An 18565-nucleotide genomic window follows, 5' to 3' on the forward strand; every position below is an offset into this window, starting at 1 on the left:
GATACCACGGACTATCGGTGCGATCGAGCAGCCATCGGTAGTCGGGCGTATAGGGAAGCAGTATCCAGGTTGGTCGCCCGAGCGCCGCGGCAAGGTGGGCGACGCTTGTGTCGACCGTGATGACCAGGTCGAGACAGGAAACCAGCGCCGCGGTTTCCGTGAAATCATGCAGATCGGCGGTGTGGTCGATGATGTCGCCCCGATCGCGTAGTACCGCCGCATCGTGGTCGCGCGGGTCCTTTTGCAGACTGACGAAGCTCGCCTCGACATCGAGCAAACCTGAAAGCGCCCGCAGCGAAACGGATCGGTTGTGGTCATTCATGTGATGGGCGCTGCCCGACCAGACCAGGCCAACGCGAAGTTTCGTCCGTGGGCCCAGCCGAGTGTCCCAAGCCTGAACGCGAGCGTTCGGCGGAAGCGGCAAATACGATGTCGCCGACGGGATTGTCTCGAGGCGGGTGCCGAAAGCATACGGCAGGCTGGAGATCGGGCAATGAAAATCGAAAGGCGGCAGGCCGCTCACGGCCGACATCGGCGCGCATTGCTGCACGCCGTCCATGCCCGATAGCAAACCGTGCAACGCATCCTGAACCACCAAAAGAACGCGTGCGCCGCGCCTTGCGAGCATCGGGACGTAGCGGACGAACTGGATGGTGTCTCCGAGCCCTTCGTCGGAAGCGACAAGGATGGTCTTGCCCTCGATCTCTTGCTCACCAAGCCACATCGGCCGCGGAATCTTCGGGTAGGTAGCCGACGGCAAGTCCAGCCTCGCCTGATGTCCGCGCCAGCCGGCTTCGAAGTTGCCAGTGAGAAGATGGACGAGCGATACGTTCCACTCCGTCAACGCGTGCTTCAGTCCAAGCCCCTTCATGCGATCGTGGAGCGCGAACACTTCCTGGAAGCGATGAAGATGAAATAGCGAAATGATCTTGTTGACGAACGCGGCGGCAAAGTCCGGCCGTAGCTCGATAGCTTTGTCGAACCAGGGCAAGGCCTCCTCGTTCCGGCCGAGGCGCCACAAAACGAGCCCAAGATTGTTGCAGGTATCGGCATTTCCGGGATCGCGTTCGTAGGCCTGCCTCGCTTCCGTGAAAGAGTCGTCCCACCTGTTCAGGTGATAGAGCGCCCAGGCACGCGCTTGCAGCGTCGGTGCGTGGTCCGGCTTGAGGTCCCTGCTACGATCGAGATACGCGAGCGCCTCCGCGTGGCGACCGAGCCGGTTCAGTAGGGCACCAGCCTCGGTGAGGGCGCCGCAATGACGTGGGTCGAGCTGAACGGCTTTGACGAATACCTGAAGCGCATCGTCGTGCCGGCCGTGCTGGCGAAGCGCTGATCCCAGATCGGCAAGGTAATCCGGCGTGGGACTGAGGCGGACGGCACGGGTGATCCACTCTATCGCGTGGTCGAATTGCTTGGCATGAAGCGACAACAGTCCCATCAAGTGCAGCGCGCCCGCATGATCTGGCACGGCCTCCAGCACCTGCTGGCAGCAAAGCTGGGCCTCGAGAGATTGTCCGGCGCGGAAATGGCGAAGGCCCGTCTCAACGACGGCGTCAGGTGTGGATACTGGTGACGTGGTCCCGGCCGTCTTGGAAATCTTGCCGGCTGCTCGGCGCTGGCGGCGATTCATCGGGGCGTCATCGGGTTCGGTCGGAGGATGCCATTTTTCCAAGGGTAGACGTAGATGATTCTCCCCCTGATGGTGTAATGGAAAGTGGCCGGTCGGCAGGGACGCATGAGGCAGTCCGTGGCTTCCTTTGAGTTCAACACGTTGTTCTCGGGACAAGACAGCGATGAATAGCTCGCCCCCGCAAATTCCGGTTCAGCCGGCCGCGCTTGCATTCGATCTGCCGAATTTTCGGAAGGCCCTCGGCGGCAAGAGTGCCGTCAAGGTCGTCGCGCTCGGATCTTCGACGATGGAGGGCGAGGGAGGCATCGTCGCTTTTCCGTATCGTCTCGAGGCCGCGCTGAGGCTGGAATACTGGTATCGGCACGGCCAGAAGCAGAAACGCATGATTGACGTGATCAATCGCGGCATCGGAGGCCAGGAAGCACCTGAGGAGTTCAACAGAATCGAAGGCGACGTGATTGCGGAAAATCCGCATCTCGTCATCTGGCAACTCGGCACCAATTCGGTCTGGCAAGGGCCGGACAACAAGCCGCCGCCGCCTTCGCAGGATGAGACGATCGGCGCGCTTCATAAGGGCATCGATCGGCTCAGCAAGGCGAGTGGTATCGATCTGATCTTGATGGACCTGCAATACGTACCCGCCGTTTTGACGCCGGCGACGCGCATTCAGGCGGAGACCATGGTATCCGCCATTGCCAAGGTTGCCTCGGATCGGAACGTCAATCTCTTCCGGCGCTTCGCGTTCATGAAGGCATTGCATGAACTGGAAGGAGTCTCGTTCGACCGCCTGGTCGATCCGACCGACACCGACCGCCTTCACGACAGCGATTGGGCAACCAAAAGGCTGGCAGAAGGATTGAGCCGGATCATTTTCGACGCCGTTGACACCACCACGGCATAGCCGCAGCCGTTCCGGCCTCTAGCCCTGATGCCGCCATTGTTCGGACTCGGCAGGCGAGGCGTTGCACGCGGCCACTAGAAGCGCTGCGGTGAGCTGCGCTGCGTTGATGAGATCATCTGCTGTCACCTTGTCCCTGCAATCTCCGGGCGTAAGAACGAAGCGGACATTGGCGTCCGGTTCGTCGTAGCCTGCCACGAGCCGAAGGGCGGGAATGCCTGCGAGCGCAAAGTTCGCGTGATCGGAATTGGTCTGCAGCGGGCGAACGCAGCGGAGCTTGTGTCCGCTGATTTCCGCAGCTTGCAAAAGAAACGGTTCGAGATTGGCAAAGCCACTGGTCAGCGCGGTCAGGCGCTTGCCGCCAGCAACCGTGTCGAGATTGAGATTGAGGGCAATGCGTCTTCTATCCTCCTCGGACAGGCCCGCCACGTAGCGCGCGGAGCCCGTGAGCGCCCATTCTTCGGCGCTGAAGAACGCCAATCGCACGCCACGCCGCCAGTTGCGCACATATGGCGCCACCGCGCGCGTGACAGCAAGTGCGGTTGCGACGCCGGAGGCGTTGTCCATGGCGCTTTCGTTGACATCGTGGCCATCGACATGGGCGCTGAGGACGATGAGTTCATCACTGCGGCCGGGCAGGTCGAACAGCAGCGTCGAGGTTTGCGCGGGGTATTCCTCCGCGGCGATGACGAGTGTCGCTTGTGGCCACCCCTGGGCGGTCCGCACCAGCCGAGCGGCGGTCTCAGGTGTAATACCAGCCGCCGGAATACCGGCATCGCCTTCATTTCGGCCAGATGAGCCTGTGACCAGCGCGCCGGCCACAGGGCCCGCGATGAGAAAACCGACGGCGCCCGCCTCGCGCGCCATGTTGTATTTGCGGCGGCGGTGAATGGTGCCGGCCACGAACATCAGCTCATGCCTGACGAGCACGATGCGGCCGGCGATTTCCCGCCGGTGAGCTTCGAACTCTTCCGGCGTGCCACGGCCGACGTCGATCACTTCCGCGGTGAGACCTTCCGCCGGGGTCGGCATCGAACGTACCAATGGATGGCAGAGTGCCGCGGTGCCGTCGGCTAGATGCAGCTCCGCCCGCTGTGCCCGCCAGCCGCCATAGCTGACAGGAATTTTCGTGCAGGGAACCCCGCTTGCAAGCGCGCCGCGCTGCGCGACGTATTCCATCGCCCGACGTTCGCTTTCGGTGCCGGCGAGCCGTCCCCCGAAATCGCAAATCGCGGCAAATTCCTCCGGGAATAAGTGATCGGCTGCAATGCGGCCGGGGACGTCCGACGGCAGCTGCATCTAGTTGTCTCCACCGGGTTCAAGGAAGGTGCGGATGTAGCTGTCGAAGGCATTCAGGAAGCTGCGCGCAATCGTCGAGGGGCTCGGTTCGGCTGCGTGGAATACCGCGATATCGTACATCACGGCGGGCGCGAACCGCCGGATCTCAAGTCCCGCCGATTTGAATTGGCGCGCGGAAGCGCGGTCGACGATGGAAACGCCGAGCCCGTCCGCCACCATTGCGCATATGGCGGCGAAGAGCTCGGAGCTCGCGACGACGTTCAAATGCGCATGCGCATCGGAAAACACTTTTTCGACGAGATGATAGGCCGTCCATAGCCGTGACATGCTGACAAAGGGGCGGCCGGACATCAGTTCGGGCGTGACGACGTCGTAAGCAGCCAGCGGATCATTTTTAGGCATGATCGCAACGCATCCGATCCGGTAACGCATGATCGTCAGGCCGGAAGGATCGACCGGCAATTCGGCAATCCCGATGTCGTAACTCCGGGATGGAAACATGCCGCGCACCACATCGGAGTTGCGAACAAACAGTTCGACCTTGATGTCTGGCCTCTGCCTGGCGAAGGCCGCCACGACCGGGGGCAGCAGCGTCACGCCGGCCATCGGGTGGCTTGCAACGGTCAACGAACCCACTGTGCCAGCGCGGATTTGTTCGGCGACACGGCCGAGATCGCTGATCTTGGTCAGCGTCTGCTCGACCTCGTCCCGAAACGCGATCGCCTCCGCGGTCGGCCGCACGCGATTGCCCGAACGGACGAAGAGCGCAAAGCCGACGTCGGATTCCAGTCGTGCGATCTGAGCGCTCACCGCGGGCTGGGTAAGACCGAGGGTTGCGGCCGCTTGGGTGATCGAACCGCTATCCAGGACGCTGCGGAATGCTTCGAGAAGACGAGGATCAATCTGCATAAAATTTGGTGATTGCTATTTCGATTGTAGTTGCTCTAGCTTAGGTGAAATTTTGGAATTTCGCAAAAGGTAGCATCAGAGTTTTTTGTACTGATGCCGCATGCGGAGGGTGCTTGGCTGTGCCATTGATCGCCGCGGATGGGGTCTCCAAGAGCTTCGGTTCAGTCGAAGTACTCCGGCGTGTGAACCTCGCCGTGGCGGCCAAAGACGTGGTTTGCGTTATTGGTCCGTCCGGCTCGGGCAAGACCACCTTGCTGCGCTGCCTCGCACTGCTCGAACAGCCAAGCGCGGGCATGGTGACGATGAAGGGCAGAACCATTGCGTCCGCGCGCGACGGTTCAGAGCAGCGCCGTGCGGCGCGTGAAGTGCGGCCGGACATCGGCATGGTGTTCCAGCACTTCAATCTTTGGCCACACATGACGGTGCTGGGCAATCTGATCGAGGCGCCGCTTCGCGTAAAGGGAATGGCGCGTGGCGACGCCGTGCGGATGGCCGAGGCGCTGCTGGTCAAGGTCGGTCTTTCCGATAAACGGGACGTCTATCCGAACCGTCTCTCCGGCGGGCAGCAGCAGCGTGTCGCAATTGCGCGCGCGCTCGCAATGTCACCTAAAGTGCTGCTGTTCGACGAACCGACTTCCGCGCTCGATCCCGAGTTGCGCCAGGAAGTGCTGATGGTGATGCGACAACTCGCAGGTGAGGGCATGACCATGCTGGTCGTCACCCATGAAATGGGTTTTGCGCGTCAGGTCGGCACGCGCGTTGTGTTCATGGATGGCGGCGAGATTGTCGAAGAGGCGCCGCCCGAGAGGTTTTTCACTGCGCCATCGAGCGATCGCGCCAAGCGGTTTATTTCTCAGCTCCAGAACTAGTTCGGGATCACGATCAACGCCAGCGAGAGGACATCAGGATGAAACGCCATCTGCGCCCATTTTTGCTTCACGCGGCCGTTCTTACTTTTGCCGCGGCACTGTTCTCGACCGCGCCCGCCGGAGCCGAAGTGGCCTCGCGACTGAACGAGATCACCAAGTCCAAGAAGCTGCGCGTCTGCCAGTTTCCACTGTATTACTCGATCTCGTTTCGTAATCCAAAGACCGGCGTGATCGAGGGTATCGACGCCGATCTCGCCAAGGAGCTTGCCAAGGATCTCGGAGCGCAGCTCGAGATCGTCGAAAGCAGCTTCGGGACATTCATTGCCGATCTTCAGGCCAACAAGTGCGACATCGGCATGTTTGCGCTTGGCGCCTCGCTCCAACGGGCGCAGGCTGTGGAATTCTCAAAACCTTATCTTATCACTAACGTCTACGCGGTGACCCGCAAGGATGGACCGATCAAGACCTGGGAAGACGTCGACAAGCCCGGCATCAAGGCGGCCGTGACGCTCGGCAGCTATATTGAACCCTTCATGAAATCCTATCTGAAGAAGGCCGAAGTGGTTTCGGTCGCGCCGCCGAACACGCGCGAAGGCGAACTGGTAGCAGGGCGCGTCGACGTCATCATGACGGACTTTCCGACCGCCGTAAAAGTTACCGATGAGTTCGATTGGGCCAAGAGCATCGAACCGCCGGAGAAGCTCGCGGTGACACCTTATGCCTATGCCGTGCCGCAGGGCGACCAGGTCTGGCTCAACTTCGTCAATCTCTTCATCGATACCATCAAGCTCGACGGCCGCCTCAAGAAATACGCCGACAAGAACAAGCTCGGTCCGATTGTCGCGCCTTGAGAGCGGGGTAAGGCGTCGTGGTCACCTATTCGTTTCGATGGGACGTCATCTGGAGCAATCTCGACTTCCTGATGTCGGGACTTCAGATGACGCTGTTCATCTCGGCAATCTCGCTGGTGTTCGCGCTCGTCGGCGGACTGATCCTCGCGCTGTTCGATCTTTCGAAATTTGCCGTGCTCCGGGGCTTCAGCCTCGCACTCGGCGAAATCATCCGCAACACGCCGATCCTGGTGCAACTGCTGTGGGTATATTACGTGTTGCCGATCGTCTTCAGCATCCGCGTGTCCGCTCTCGCCGGCATCGTGATCGGTCTTTCGCTTTACATGGCGGCCTTTATCTCCGAAGTGTACAGGGCCGGCATTCAGGCCGTGCCGAAAGGGCATCGTGAGGCGGCGCAAGTGCTCGGGCTCACGCCAGCGCAGAGCTTCATGCGGATCGTGCTGCCGCAAGCGATCCGAATGACGCTGCCGCCACTGGCATCGAATTTCGTACAGCTCATCAAGTTCTCCTCGCTTGGTGCGGTGATCTCGGTCAGCGAAATCACGCGTCGAGGCATGGAGCTTTCTTCTTCCACGTTCAGGCCACTGGAGATCTTCACCTTCATCGCGGTGGTCTATTTCTTCATCTGTTGGCCGCTCGCGATGGCGATCCGGATTTGGGAAGCCCACCTTGCGAACCGCTGATGACACTCAGTCTCCGTCTGCGCTCGAGGCCGAAGTCGAGGCGCAGCGCGCGTTCCTGATCGAGACGACGCAAGAACTCGTGGCGGTGGCGTCACCGAATCCGCCGGGCGATGTGGCGGCAGTCGCCGAACTCGCGACTGGCCTTTTGCAGGCAATCGATGGCGTTCGCGTTGCGCGCTACGAGACCGCGCCCGGAATCATCAATCTGGTGGCGGTGATAACGGGAGCGGGGCCCGGACGCAGGCTCATCTTCAACGGCCATCTCGATACCTTTCCGGTCGGGGAGGGCCAGTGGACGGTGCCGCCGCTCGGCGGGGCTTTGAAGGACGGACGGATCTACGGACGTGGTGTGTCCGATATGAAGGCGGGTATTGCGGCGACCTTGACTGCTGTTCGTATCCTGGCCCGCCTGCGCGATCGCTGGCGCGGCGAACTGGTCGTAACGCTGGCCGGCGATGAGGAGAACATGGGTTCGCTGGGCTCGCGCTGGCTGCTTGAGAACGTGCCGGAGGCCAAGGGCGATGCCATGCTGTGCGGTGACGTCGGCTCACCCATGGTGGTTCGTTTCGGCGAAAAGGGCCTGTGCTGGGTCGAACTCGAAGCGGTGGGTCATCCGGCGCATGGCGCGCATGTCCACAAGGGTACGAACGCGATCGATCGCCTGCGCGGTGCGCTCGATGGCCTGAAGCGGCTGGAGAAGCTTCCGGTTGATGCGCCCGCATCCGTCACATCAGCCATTGCGGCGGCGAGGTCGGTCTCCGAGCCGCTATCTGGTGAGGGCGAGGCCGAGACGTTGCAGCGGGTGACCGTGAATATCGGCACCATTGAAGGTGGTATTTCGCCAAATCTCGTGCCGGCCCAGGCCCGGGCTGCGGCCGACATCAGGTTGCCTGTCGGCGTAAGCCTGGAGGCCGTCGAAGCGGCCCTGCATCGTGAACTTGATCCATGCGAGGGCGTGACCTGGCGCATCATTCGCGCCTATCCGCCGAGCTTCACGCCGCCCGACCACGAAATTGTCAGGCGAACGGTTGAAGCGGCGACCAAAGTATTCTCGAAGGCGCCGGTCTCCAATATGCGCGTCGGCGCATCCGATGCACGGATCTACCGCATGTTCGGTGTGCCGAGCGTCGTGTACGGCTGTACGCCGTTCAACATGGGCGCGCCTGACGAATACGTCCTCGTTGACGAACTGGTCGCCGTTGCAAAAGTCCACACGCTCGCGGCGTTCGGATTCTTAAGCGAAGCCTGAACCGGAGATATGCAATGAAAGCTTCGGAACTCGCAGCGGCGGATCTTTATCGGACCGGCGTTGGATTTATGGGTGTGCCTTGGGCCGCTTCGGCCAAGGGATCGAAGGCCGCGATCCTCGGCGTGCCCTTTGATTGCGGTACGCATGCGTTTCGGATCGGCTCGCGCGACGGACCGCGCGCGATCCGCGAACAGTCGCGTCTGGTGCGAGCATTCGAGTCCGAACGCGCCGATTACGACATCCGCGCCGCGCTGAAGCTCGTGGATTGCGGCGATGTGGACGTCACGCCGAGCCGCATCGAAGCGGCATTTGAACGAATCGAGGAAGCCGCCTGGCGCATCACTTCCGATGGCGCGACGGTCGTGGGCTTTGGGGGCGACGGCTCGATCTCGGTGCCGCTGGTGCGTGCTGCCTCACGCCGATGGCCGAACTTGTGCGTCCTCCACGTCGACAGTCACACCGATTGTCATCCGGTCAATCCGGATCACCCCTATGATGCGGCGAGCCAGTTCAGCCACGTGGCGCTCGAGCAGAGGGTGTCCGCCGGTGCCTCCTACCACGTCGGGATTCGTGGACCGACCTACCGCGATGGTGTCGCAGCCCATACCAAGAGCCTCGGCTATAACGTCATCACCATGCGCGAATACATGCGCCGCGGAGAGGCGGACGTGCTGGCCGAATTGCACGCCGCGATGAAGGGGCGCCCGGTCTATCTGTCCTGGGATATGGATTCCTTTGATCCATCGGTGGCGCCGGGCGTCTGCACGCCGACCTGGGGTGGGTTTACCGCGCGCGAAGGCCTGCAGTTGCTGCGCGGGCTCGCCGGGCTCGACATTGTCGCGGTCGACATCAACACCGTGAGTCCGCCGCAGGATGTCCAAGGCATGGCGGCGCACCTGGCCGCCTACATGGCTTACGAGGCCCTGCTCTTGATCAACGAGAAAACAGCGGCCCCGTCCTGAAGCCCCGTGTCAGGTCACGGGTGCCGGGTTGAACAAAGTGAGATCGTTGTGGATCCCCCAGTGGTCGGACCAGACCTTGGTGCGGCCGCTGGCGACATCGAGGATCAGGCGGAACAACTCCCACCCCGTCTCTTCGATCGTCATCTCGCCGGTCGCGATGCGCCCGGCATCGAAATCGATCAGGTCCTTCCAGCGCCGTGCCAGCTCGCTGCGCGTCGCCACCTTGATTACCGGTGCGGCCGCGAGTCCGTATGGCGTGCCGCGGCCTGTCGTGAACACCTGCAAGGTCATCCCGGACGCAAGTTGAAGCGTGCCGCAAATGAAGTCGGATGCCGGCGTTGCCGCAAACAGCATACCCTTCTGGCGCGCTTTCTCGCCGGGTGCGAGCACGCCGGCGATCGGGCTTGAGCCTGACTTGACGATCGAGCCGAGCGACTTCTCGACGATATTGGCGAGCCCGCCCTTCTTGTTGCCGGGCGTGGTATTGGCGCTGCGGTCGGCGCCGCCGCGCGCGAGATAGTCGTCATACCAGACCATCTCGCGGATCAACGCCTCGCCGACATCTTTGTTCACGGCGCGGCGAGTCAGGAGCTGGATGGCGTCGCGTACTTCCGTCACTTCGGAGAACATCACCGTCGCGCCTGCGCGCACCAGGAGATCGGCCGCGAAACCAACCGCCGGATTGGCGGTCACACCCGAGAACGCGTCGCTGCCGCCGCATTGCAGGCCGATCACGAGGTCGGACGCCGGGCAGGTCTCGCGGCGGCGCTGGTTGAGCACGGCCAGTCGTGCGTCTGCCATGGTCATGATCCGCTCGACGATGGCGCCAAAGCCGTCGAACGCTTCGTCCTGCATGCGCACGATGGCATCGCCGAGGCCTTCCGGGACCAGACGCTCCGGAGCGAGCTTTTCGCAGCCGAGCCCGACGACCATCACTTCGCCGCCGAAGTTCGGGTTGAGCGCGATGTTTTGCAGCGTGCGGATCGGCACCACGGCGTCCGGCGCCGAGATCGCAACGCCGCAGCCATAGGCGTGAGTTACCGGAACCACATCGTCGACATTGGGGTATTTCGGCAAGAGCTCGGCGCGGATGCGCTTGATTGCAAATTCGAGCGTGCCCTTGACGCATTGAACCGAAGTCGAGATGCCCAGGATATTCTTGGTGCCAACAGAGCCATCCGGATTGCGATAGCCTTCGAAGGTGTAACCGTCGAGCGGCGGGAGCGGCTCGGGGACTGCGGTCGATATTTCGAGCTTATCGAGCGCGGGTGCCTCTGGCATGTGAATACGTGCTTCGTCGATCCATTCTCCGGCGAGGATCGATGAGACGGCATAACCGATCACTTCGCCATAGCGCAGGATTGGCTCGCCCTTTGCAATATCGACGAGTGCGGTCTTGTGTCCTTGCGGCACGAAGCTGCGCAGCTCGAGCCCGCAAGGAAAGCGCGAGCCGGCAGGCAGGCCGAAATCATTGGCAACGATCGCCACATTGTCGCGTTCATTGAGCTTGATGTAGCGGGGCTGCTCGGTAACGAGTTCTCTTTTGCCCATCGTCAACTCCTGTGGGGGCAGTCTCTAAAGATCGTCAGAAAGCCGTTTATCGTCTTCCTAAGCTGTTCGCAGCCGTACCCGTTCGATCTTGCCGACGATCACAAGGTAAGCGAAGGCGGCCACGAGTGCATTGGCCCCGACGAAAACCAGCGCGCCGGCAAATGACCCTGTCGCCGCCAGAATATACCCGATAATGATCGGGGTGGTGATGCTCGACAGGTTGCCGAACGTGTTGAACAACCCGCCCGATACACCGCCGGCTTCCTTTGGCGAAGTGTCGGAAACGACCGCCCAGCCAAGCGCGCCGATACCCTTGCCGAAGAAGGCGAGCGCCATAAAGCCGATGACGAGGGCCTGTCCGTCGACATAGTTGCAGGCGATGATGGACATCGATAGCAGCATGCCGCCCACGATCGGGATCTTGCGCGCCAGCGTTAGCGAACTGGTCTTGTGCAGGATGGCGTCCGATATCACCCCGCCGAGTACGCCGCCGATAAAGCCGCATAGTGCAGGGAGGGTCGCAACAAATCCGGCCTGTAAGATATTCAGCCCGCGCTGCTTGACCAGAAAGACGGGACACCAGGTCAGGAAGAAATAGGTCAGCGTATTGATGCAGAACTGGCCGACATAGACGCCGAGCATCATGCGGTTGGACAGGAGCTGACCGATATAGTTCCATTTCGGTCCGGTGTCAGCCGCGCGTTCGTCCTTCGGAGCATCGAGTTCGACGAGCGCGCCACCCTCCCTGAGGTAGTCGAATTCGGCCTCGTTGATGCCGGGGTGATCTTTTGGTCCATAGATCGTCTTGATCCAGATAAACCCGACGAGGATGCCGAGCGATCCCATGACATAGAAGACATAACGCCAGCCGAAATCGTGCGCGATCCAGCCCATCAGGGGGGCAAAGATGACTGTGGCGAAATACTGCCCGGAATTGAAAAAGGCGGACGCCGTGCCGCGTTCGTTGCTCGGAAACCAGGCGGCGACAATGCGGGCATTGGCAGGAAAGGACGGTGCTTCGGCAAGTCCGACCAGAAGCCGCAACAGGAACAGGACCGTGATCGCTGCGGCGCCGGCAAGAAAGCCGACCAGCCCCTGCAGCAAGGTGAAGAGGGACCAAATCAGGATGCTGAAGGCATAAACCCATTTCGAGCCGAAACGATCGAGCAGCCATCCGCCGGGAACCTGCGCTGCCACATAGGACCAGCCGAAGGCCGAGAAGATGTATCCCATGGCGACGGGGTCGAGGCTCAGTTCCTTGGCAAGCGCCGTCCCCGCGATCGAAAGTGTGGCGCGGTCGGCATAATTCACGGTTGTCACGAGGAAGAGCATCGTCACGATCAGAAGCCTGACGCGAGACCTTTTCGCGTCGACGGCCGTCGCGGTCGTGGTGCTCATGTTACCTCCCGGCGTTGTTCTTGAAATCGCGAAGCCTTTGCAATGCCCTAGCCAGCCGGATTGCGCAACCGGCGGTCTTGCATCAGCAATAGGGAATTTACCGTTGCGGCAACGAAAACCAAGAGCAGCGTGACGGACATGATCACCTGAATGTTTTGCAGGCCTATCGCCGTCATCAGGAGGTAGCCCAGGCCGCGCTGGGAGCCGAACATTTCGCCGAGAATGGTTCCGATCAAGGTGAGTGAGAAGCCGATGCGGATGCCCGAGAAGATGTCTGGCAATGCGGCAGGCAACAGTACTGAACGCACGGTATCCCAGCGGGTCAGCCGCATCGCACTGGCGGCGCGAACGAGTATCGGGGGAATATTTGTGCAGGCCGTCAGGGTGAAGATCGCAACCGGTACCACGCCATGGATTGCACCGAAGGCGATTTTGGCAGGCATGCCGATGCCAAAAATCAGCAGCACGATCGGGTAGAGCGCGATTTTCGGGATCGAGTTGCCCGCGAGCAGAAACGGCTCGAACACCTCGGCCGCGGTGCGATTCATGCCCAGCGCGATGCCAATCGCAAGCCCCGCCACGATGGCGATCGAAAGCGCAATCAGGAATGCAGCGCCGGTTTCCGCGATATGACCCCAGAAGCGGGCGGTCTGTAGCAACTGGATCAGATGCAGGACGGTCTCGGCGGGCGGCAGCAGGGCATTACGGCCAACCATCCAGAACGTCACCTGCCAGATCATGAGCAGCGCGAGGATCAGGAACAAGGAGGGATAGCGATCGATCGCCCGCCGCATGTCAGATGCGCTCCCGGCGCGTCCGCAGAACGCGCTCCCAGTGATCGAGACCCATATTGACCAGCACGGCAATCAGAAGGATCAGCAGGATTAGCGGATACATCACGCTGTTATCGAGGTTGTCGTAGGCGAAACGGATTTCATAACCTAGCCCGGTGTTGGACATGATGAATTCCGCACCGATGACTCCGATAAAGGCATAGGCGATTGCGAGCTTCACGCCGGTGAAGAGATAGGGCGCCGCGTAAGGCAGCGTGACGCGGCGGATGGTTGCGATCGATCCGAGCTGCAAGACGCTGGCGGTCTTACCCAGCACGGGCGGAACGCTGTCGAGGCCCGCCAGCGTGCTGACGATCATCGAGATCACCCCCAGCAGAAAGCCGATCGTCACCTGCGGGGCATCGCCCAGGCCGAACACGACGATGAACAGCGGGTAGAATGCGTAGATCGGGATCGCGTAGTAGGTGGAAAACAGCGGCTCCAGCATTGTGCGAAGCGTTCGGGCGCGGTGCAGCGCGGCGCCAGCAATCGTTCCGACCGTTACAGCCAACACGATAGCAAGTCCGACATTGGTCAGCGTCTTGACGATCGCCGCGTTGAACGTGCCGTGCGCAAGAACGTCAAGCAAACCCAGCCCAATCAGGCTGGGCGCCGGCAACGTAAGCGGTGGAATGACATGGCTCCGGCATAGAAATTCAAGCAAAGCCAAGGGGAGCGCGACCGCGAGAAACCTGTAGAATAGAATGCGCATGTCACGCCGTGCCCGGCCGCAGCGCGTGCAGGGATTGGCTGCGCAACAAGGTCCACAATCGCGCGGTAATTGCGCCGAATTGCGGGGCAGAAACGATCTGGCTGTCGCGCTCGCGCGGCCAGGCGGTTTCAATGATCTCCATGATCCGGCCCGGACGCGCCGACATCACTCCGACGCGGTCAGCTAGCATCGCCGCTTCATCGAGCGCATGGGTGATCAGCAGGACCGTCGCGCCGGTCGCCCGCCAGATGCGCAGCAGTTCGTCTCCCATCAAAAGCCGGGTCTGCTGATCGAGCGCGCCAAAGGGCTCATCGAGCAGGATCAGCCTCGGCTGCATCACCAGCGTGCGCGCGATGCAGACGCGCTGACGCATGCCCCCGGAAAGCTGTGCGGGAAACGCGCGCGCGAAGTCATTCAGTCCCATCAATTGCAACGCGTGTTGCAGTCGTCGATCGATCTCTGCCGGTTCGAGCGGCTGACGGCGAAGACCGAAAGTGATGTTGTCGGCGACATTGAGCCAAGGAAAGCAGGCGTTCTCCTGAAACACCATGCCGATGCCATCGGGCACGCTGTTGCCAATAGGGCGGCCCTCGAACGTCACAGTGCCGCTAGAGGGAGATGCGAGGGCCGCGATGATGTCGAGCAGGGTCGACTTGCCGCAGCCGGACGGGCCGACGACGGCAAAGAACTCGCCTTGGCGAAGTTCGAGGTCGATCGGACCGAGGGCCTCGACGGTACCTAGTCTGGATTGAAAGACCTTGGTGACATCACGCAACGCGACGTGAAAGGGAGGTGGAGTTGCCACTAGTAGTCTTTCTTGAGATCGTCAGCGAGGAAGCTGCGGTCGATCATCTTTTCCCAGTTCGGCGTGCCCGAATAGGCGCCGACGCTGCGCTGGGCGGCGATCATGCCATCCATGCCTTTGATGTCGAAACGGCCGGCTCCCCAATAGGGAACAGTCGCGCCGGGTGCCATGGTGGTGAGGTTGTGCACGGCCTGGCGGGCAATCGCGGGGTCGAGATCATAGACCTTGGCGACAATATCGCCCGCCTCATCGGGATGGGCATACATGAATTCGACCGCCTTGCGCCGCGCGCGCAAGACGGCGCGCAGGAAATCGCCGTGCTCGGCGATGGCTTTGCCGGTTGCGACGCCGATCACATTGCACAAGGGCGGCAGTGTGCCGGTGGCGCGAACGACGGTGCGCAATTTGGCGCTGTTTTTCGACCAAACGGGGTCGGCGAGCGTCGCAACGTCGATGGCGCCGATATCAAGAGCGACGACTTGCTCGCCAAAGCCGCCAACTTTGGTCGGGCTCACGTCTGATTGGGTTAGGCCGATCGTTTGCAACAGCAGGACATTGAGCGCCTGGCTGGTCGAGCGCGGATTGGTATATCCGATCTTGTGGCCCTTGAAATCTGCAAGGCTCTTGATCGGCGAATCCGGTTTGACGGCCCAAACGAATTCACCGACGGTCAAAACGTTGTCGCTGATGATATGCAAATCGTTGCCTTGCTCGATCGCGGTCACGGTGCCGGCAAGGTCGACCTCGCCATAGTTCAGGTTGCCGCCGAGCAGATTTCGAATCGTGGTGCCGCCGCCATTGGAGGAGAGAATGCCGGTGACGTCGGCGCCTTCTTGCTTGAAGAAGCCCTTTTCCATCGCAACCGCATATGGCATGCCGTTGGCGGCGATGCCGTAGTTGCTGACGACAATCTGTTCTGCCCGCCCATTGTCGGCGAAGAGGAGAGCTGCGAGGGTGGCCGCGCCAAATGTCAGGCCTCGTCGCATCCTTGTCATGGCGCGCCTCCCTGTCGGCCGTCTATGCGGCCTTGTCGTAGTGACGGGTGACCGTGGGCCGGCCACAGTCGATATTTCAGGCTATTTTCGCCACCGACGATCGGAACTGCAAGGGCCGCGGAAGCGCAAAGCATCAATTTCCGCTGCGGCTGTCCTGGCGCGGCCGGCCTATCATTCCGGTCCTGGCTCACCCGGGCGGCCAATGACAAATTGTCCGACCGCACCTTCGACAGCGAAATCCAATCCGGTCATCCGCGCGAAGCGGTCGATATTGTTAGTGCCGATCGCACATGCGCCGAGACCCAGGTCGGTCGCCGTCAGGTACAGCGTTTGCATCAGCACGCCCACGTCTTTGAGGATCAGCGAATAGGCGACCGAGCTATATTTCCACGAGATTCGGCCGAACCGCGCCGCGATAACCACGAGCACTTGCGGGGCGTTCGAGGCGCCGATCGCGAGTTCTGCATCGTAGAGCTGAGCTTCAAAATCCGGCGAATTGACTTCGATCCGTGTCAGGGAATGTCTCTCCGCATCATAGTGGTAGAATCCGCGCGGCAGGCCATCGCATTTGTGGACGGCAAGGTAGAGCTCCAGTTCGTAGGCCGCGCCCGCCGACGGATAAGGCCGCGAAGCGTGAGAAACGTCTGGCCCTTGTCCGCCTTCGATTTCCGCGGGTGCCGTCCACTTGGCGCGCACGCGCGCGGCAGAATGCAGGAAGGTCGCCAGTTCGGCCAGCGTGATGGGGCGGCCGTCGTCAAAGTCGCGGGTCGATTGTCGCGCGTCCAGGAGAGCAGCAAAAGGTGAGGGCGATCGCGAATCCGGGCCGTTGAGGTCGGTCGTCGGTCCACGCCACGACGGCCGGACGGCGGGCAGCGGTGGCATGACGCGGGAGTACGCGTAGAGGCCGCCGATCGGATTAGCCTGGCGGCCGTCGGTGCTGCGGGTGTGAAACAGCAGGTCGTGAAAATCCCAGAGCACGAGACTTGGATCGCCTTCCGAGGTCCGCAGGCCATCGGCATCGTTGGGGCTAAGCTTGAACAGGATTTGGCAGTCCAGGAGCAATCCCAGAAGCTCCAATCCGGGAAAGCCTCGGTCCTTGGAATATCGGCTGATCTTCTGCGGCACGGCGAGCATGGCAAGCGCCGAGGCGATCGTCGGGTTGACTATCTTGAACAATGCGCCTGCACGCGGGGATTCCAGCACCATTTCCTTGCCGCGGCGCCGCAGATAGGCAAAGCGCGACAGCGCTAGCGTATCGGTGCTCCCGATCTTGGAAATTTGCGGCCAGTATTCAGCCATCTGCGGTTCGATGGTGATCTGGTCCTGGCCAGCCGGCCCCGCTCCGAGCCGAAATTCCACGAGGCCGCTCCGGGCCAGTCGTCGGATCAGAACTTCGATCTCTTTGTCGGTGGCGCTGCTGCCCGCGATCGACGCTAGCGGAAGCCCGGTTTGCAGTTCGGTGATGCGCTTCGAAATGGCCGGCGCGAACTTGCCTAATCCCTGTTCATAGCCACCGAAGCGGGCAATGAGACCGCCGTCCGCATCGGTCTTGAGCGTCACGTGAGCGTTCAGACGGGCGGCGAGAACCGGTTTTGCCGTTTTGCGTCCGCTCGTTTTTTTGGAAGTAGTGGCCAATCCGAAGTTGCCTCACAAGTTGCCCGGTACCGACATTCGCCTCACGAACTCGCGGCGGTGATGAAGCGAATGCCCATCCACGCACCGGCTAGCTATGAGGCAGGTATTGCGTCAGCTCGCTTTCCTCTATAGGCCTGTCGCGCAGTCCAAGCTTGACGGGCACGTCGTAGAGTCGTCCGGGTCCGAAACGGCGATAGAAGTGACGCAGACCTGGAACGATCACGCGGACGACGGAGGTCTCAACGTCCGGCCTGGTCTGGTCTAGGACGAGAAAATCAAGTCCCGCTTGCCGCGCGATTTCCACGCATGCGTCGACCTGCTTGCGGGTGTCGTCGAGGAGCCCGAATTTCGAGCCCTTGATGATCGGCGCGGCCGGCCGGCCATTCGGGGACAGGAAGGGATATTTCTTCAACTCGAGCGGCGTCACGTGGTCGAGACTGGGTTTCTCGCCCGTTCCGCCATTCATCAGTCCGATGGACAGGAACTGGTTGAGTTCGGTCAAGGTGCGAAGCAGCGCGATGCGGCTGTCGAAATGCGCGCCGGAGCCAAACTCGATGTTTTCGTGCCCGTTCTGCATCCAGTGCACGATCGCAACATAGGTCGGCACGCCAAGATCGCTGGTAATGTCGAGCACCCAGAGTTTGCGTCCCTGGTCGCCCAACTGTCTGCGCAGATCCTGAACGTAGGAGTCATCGAACTGGTCGAGATCGAGTTCTTCGCGCGGCGAGCGGTTGTACCACCAGATCGCATAGGCATCGCGCTCGACCAGCTCAAGGAAGCCCTGGACGATGGCTTCCTGCTGCGTGTTGCCGGCGGCGCAACCGTTGGAGTCAGCGGCGTAGTGCCCAGGACCGCCACCATAAAAGAAATAGAGCATGCTGGTCGGCAGATAACGAAAACGCTGGTCTCGCAGCGACCAGACCGGCGACCACTCCATTTGCGCCGACGGGTCGAAGCGTCCTGGGACGGGATGAGAATCATCCGGTTCAGAGTCCGGTGAGTTGTACTGGGCGTCGCTGAAGAGCAGCACGTCCTCCGGATTAATGGCCTCTCCGGCTTCAAAATCGGTGAAGCGTTTGCTGACCCTGACTTCGTCGCTCTGGAAAATGCCGGAATAGCGTTCGATCGCCTCCATCAGCGCGCTGGCCTCGGCCTGCTCGGCAGTCGAACCCTTGCCGAAGCTTCCGCCCTCCAGTCCCGCGCGTAGCGCGTCCACCGTCAGGGCAGGACCGGAAAAATTATGGCCGGCGAAGTAATTGGTGTTCATCGGCAGATCGGCCTCGATC

At 61.4% G+C, this 18565-nt stretch carries 17 protein-coding genes; 6 read left to right on the forward strand and 11 right to left on the reverse strand.

Annotated elements, in window-relative coordinates; all coding sequences use genetic code 11:
- Positions 1–1630: tetratricopeptide repeat-containing glycosyltransferase family protein (locus VFL62_RS11200; RefSeq protein WP_325172440.1), on the reverse strand; the 1630-nt coding region annotated here is incomplete at its 3' end.
- Between the two features lie 163 nt (positions 1631–1793).
- Between VFL62_RS11200 and VFL62_RS11205 the strand changes: the two genes are divergently transcribed.
- Positions 1794–2531, forward strand: coding sequence for an SGNH/GDSL hydrolase family protein (locus VFL62_RS11205; protein WP_325172441.1), 738 nt, complete (start codon positions 1794–1796; stop codon positions 2529–2531).
- A gap of 18 nt (positions 2532–2549) precedes the next feature.
- Here VFL62_RS11205 and VFL62_RS11210 read toward each other — a convergent pair whose 3' ends face one another.
- Both VFL62_RS11210 and VFL62_RS11215 read right to left on the reverse strand, forming a co-directional pair.
- Complete coding sequence (locus VFL62_RS11210; RefSeq protein WP_325172442.1) at positions 2550–3827, reverse strand: M28 family peptidase; 1278 nt, start codon at positions 3825–3827, stop codon at positions 2550–2552.
- On the reverse strand, positions 3828–4736 hold the full coding sequence (locus VFL62_RS11215; protein ID WP_325172443.1) for a LysR family transcriptional regulator: 909 nt from the start codon (positions 4734–4736) through the stop codon (positions 3828–3830).
- 113 nt (positions 4737–4849) lie between these two features.
- On the opposite strand from VFL62_RS11215, the gene VFL62_RS11220 reads away from it, so the two are divergent.
- The 5 genes from VFL62_RS11220 to VFL62_RS11240 are packed head-to-tail and all read left to right on the forward strand — an operon-like array spanning position 4850 to position 9350.
- The gene (locus VFL62_RS11220; protein ID WP_414644680.1) at positions 4850–5605 is read left to right on the forward strand and encodes an amino acid ABC transporter ATP-binding protein; all 756 of its coding nucleotides are present in this window, start codon (positions 4850–4852) and stop codon (positions 5603–5605) included.
- A 38-nt stretch (positions 5606–5643) separates the two neighbouring features.
- Positions 5644–6456: an ABC transporter substrate-binding protein gene (locus tag VFL62_RS11225; protein ID WP_325172444.1), complete on the forward strand. Its 813-nt coding sequence runs from the start codon at positions 5644–5646 to the stop codon at positions 6454–6456.
- 17 nt (positions 6457–6473) lie between these two features.
- Positions 6474–7139 carry an amino acid ABC transporter permease gene (locus VFL62_RS11230; RefSeq protein WP_325172445.1) on the forward strand — a complete coding sequence of 222 codons (666 nt, stop codon included), beginning with the start codon at positions 6474–6476 and terminating at the stop codon, positions 7137–7139.
- On the forward strand, positions 7126–8388 hold the full coding sequence (locus VFL62_RS11235) for a M20/M25/M40 family metallo-hydrolase (RefSeq protein ID WP_325172446.1): 1263 nt from the start codon (positions 7126–7128) through the stop codon (positions 8386–8388). Before VFL62_RS11230 ends, VFL62_RS11235 begins: the two co-directional genes overlap by 14 nt.
- A gap of 14 nt (positions 8389–8402) precedes the next feature.
- Positions 8403–9350, forward strand: coding sequence for an arginase family protein (locus tag VFL62_RS11240; protein ID WP_325172447.1), 948 nt, complete (start codon positions 8403–8405; stop codon positions 9348–9350).
- Between the two features lie 9 nt (positions 9351–9359).
- Here VFL62_RS11240 and garD read toward each other — a convergent pair whose 3' ends face one another.
- The 8 genes from garD to VFL62_RS11280 form a co-directional block, all read right to left on the reverse strand.
- Positions 9360–10901: a galactarate dehydratase gene (gene garD / locus VFL62_RS11245; RefSeq protein WP_325172448.1), complete on the reverse strand. Its 1542-nt coding sequence runs from the start codon at positions 10899–10901 to the stop codon at positions 9360–9362.
- Between the two features lie 57 nt (positions 10902–10958).
- Positions 10959–12299 (reverse strand): MFS transporter, encoded by a 1341-nt coding sequence (locus VFL62_RS11250; protein ID WP_325172449.1) that lies wholly within the window; start codon positions 12297–12299, stop codon positions 10959–10961.
- 47 nt (positions 12300–12346) lie between these two features.
- On the reverse strand, positions 12347–13093 hold the full coding sequence (locus VFL62_RS11255; protein WP_325172450.1) for an ABC transporter permease: 747 nt from the start codon (positions 13091–13093) through the stop codon (positions 12347–12349).
- A 1-nt stretch (position 13094) separates the two neighbouring features.
- The gene (locus tag VFL62_RS11260; RefSeq protein WP_325172451.1) at positions 13095–13721 is read right to left on the reverse strand and encodes an ABC transporter permease; all 627 of its coding nucleotides are present in this window, start codon (positions 13719–13721) and stop codon (positions 13095–13097) included.
- 124 nt (positions 13722–13845) lie between these two features.
- Positions 13846–14649, reverse strand: a complete 804-nt coding sequence (locus VFL62_RS11265) for an ABC transporter ATP-binding protein (protein WP_325172452.1) — start codon at positions 14647–14649, stop codon at positions 13846–13848.
- Complete coding sequence (locus VFL62_RS11270) at positions 14649–15644, reverse strand: ABC transporter substrate-binding protein (protein ID WP_325172453.1); 996 nt, start codon at positions 15642–15644, stop codon at positions 14649–14651. Before VFL62_RS11270 ends, VFL62_RS11265 begins: the two co-directional genes overlap by 1 nt.
- A gap of 171 nt (positions 15645–15815) precedes the next feature.
- Positions 15816–17204 carry a SagB family peptide dehydrogenase gene (locus VFL62_RS11275; protein ID WP_325172454.1) on the reverse strand — a complete coding sequence of 463 codons (1389 nt, stop codon included), beginning with the start codon at positions 17202–17204 and terminating at the stop codon, positions 15816–15818.
- Between the two features lie 163 nt (positions 17205–17367).
- Positions 17368–18565 (reverse strand): YcaO-like family protein (locus tag VFL62_RS11280; RefSeq protein ID WP_325172455.1); only part of this gene is annotated, 1198 nt, incomplete at its 5' end.

It is taken from the genome of Bradyrhizobium sp. (assembly GCF_035701725.1).
GTDB lineage: Bacteria > Pseudomonadota > Alphaproteobacteria > Rhizobiales > Xanthobacteraceae > Bradyrhizobium.

Excerpts from the sequence above, each read along its gene's own strand:
- VFL62_RS11205 (WP_325172441.1), top strand. The coding sequence starts at position 1,794 with ATGAATAGCTCGCCCCCGCAAATTCCGGTTCAGCCGGCCGCGCTTGCA.
- VFL62_RS11210 (WP_325172442.1), bottom strand. The coding sequence starts at position 3,827 with ATGCAGCTGCCGTCGGACGTCCCCGGCCGCATTGCAGCCGATCACTTA.
- VFL62_RS11215 (WP_325172443.1), bottom strand. The coding sequence starts at position 4,736 with ATGCAGATTGATCCTCGTCTTCTCGAAGCATTCCGCAGCGTCCTGGAT.
- VFL62_RS11225 (WP_325172444.1), top strand. The coding sequence starts at position 5,644 with ATGAAACGCCATCTGCGCCCATTTTTGCTTCACGCGGCCGTTCTTACT.
- VFL62_RS11240 (WP_325172447.1), top strand. The coding sequence starts at position 8,403 with ATGAAAGCTTCGGAACTCGCAGCGGCGGATCTTTATCGGACCGGCGTT.
- garD (WP_325172448.1), bottom strand. The coding sequence starts at position 10,901 with ATGGGCAAAAGAGAACTCGTTACCGAGCAGCCCCGCTACATCAAGCTC.
- VFL62_RS11250 (WP_325172449.1), bottom strand. The coding sequence starts at position 12,299 with ATGAGCACCACGACCGCGACGGCCGTCGACGCGAAAAGGTCTCGCGTC.
- VFL62_RS11255 (WP_325172450.1), bottom strand. The coding sequence starts at position 13,093 with ATGCGGCGGGCGATCGATCGCTATCCCTCCTTGTTCCTGATCCTCGCG.
- VFL62_RS11270 (WP_325172453.1), bottom strand. The coding sequence starts at position 15,644 with ATGACAAGGATGCGACGAGGCCTGACATTTGGCGCGGCCACCCTCGCA.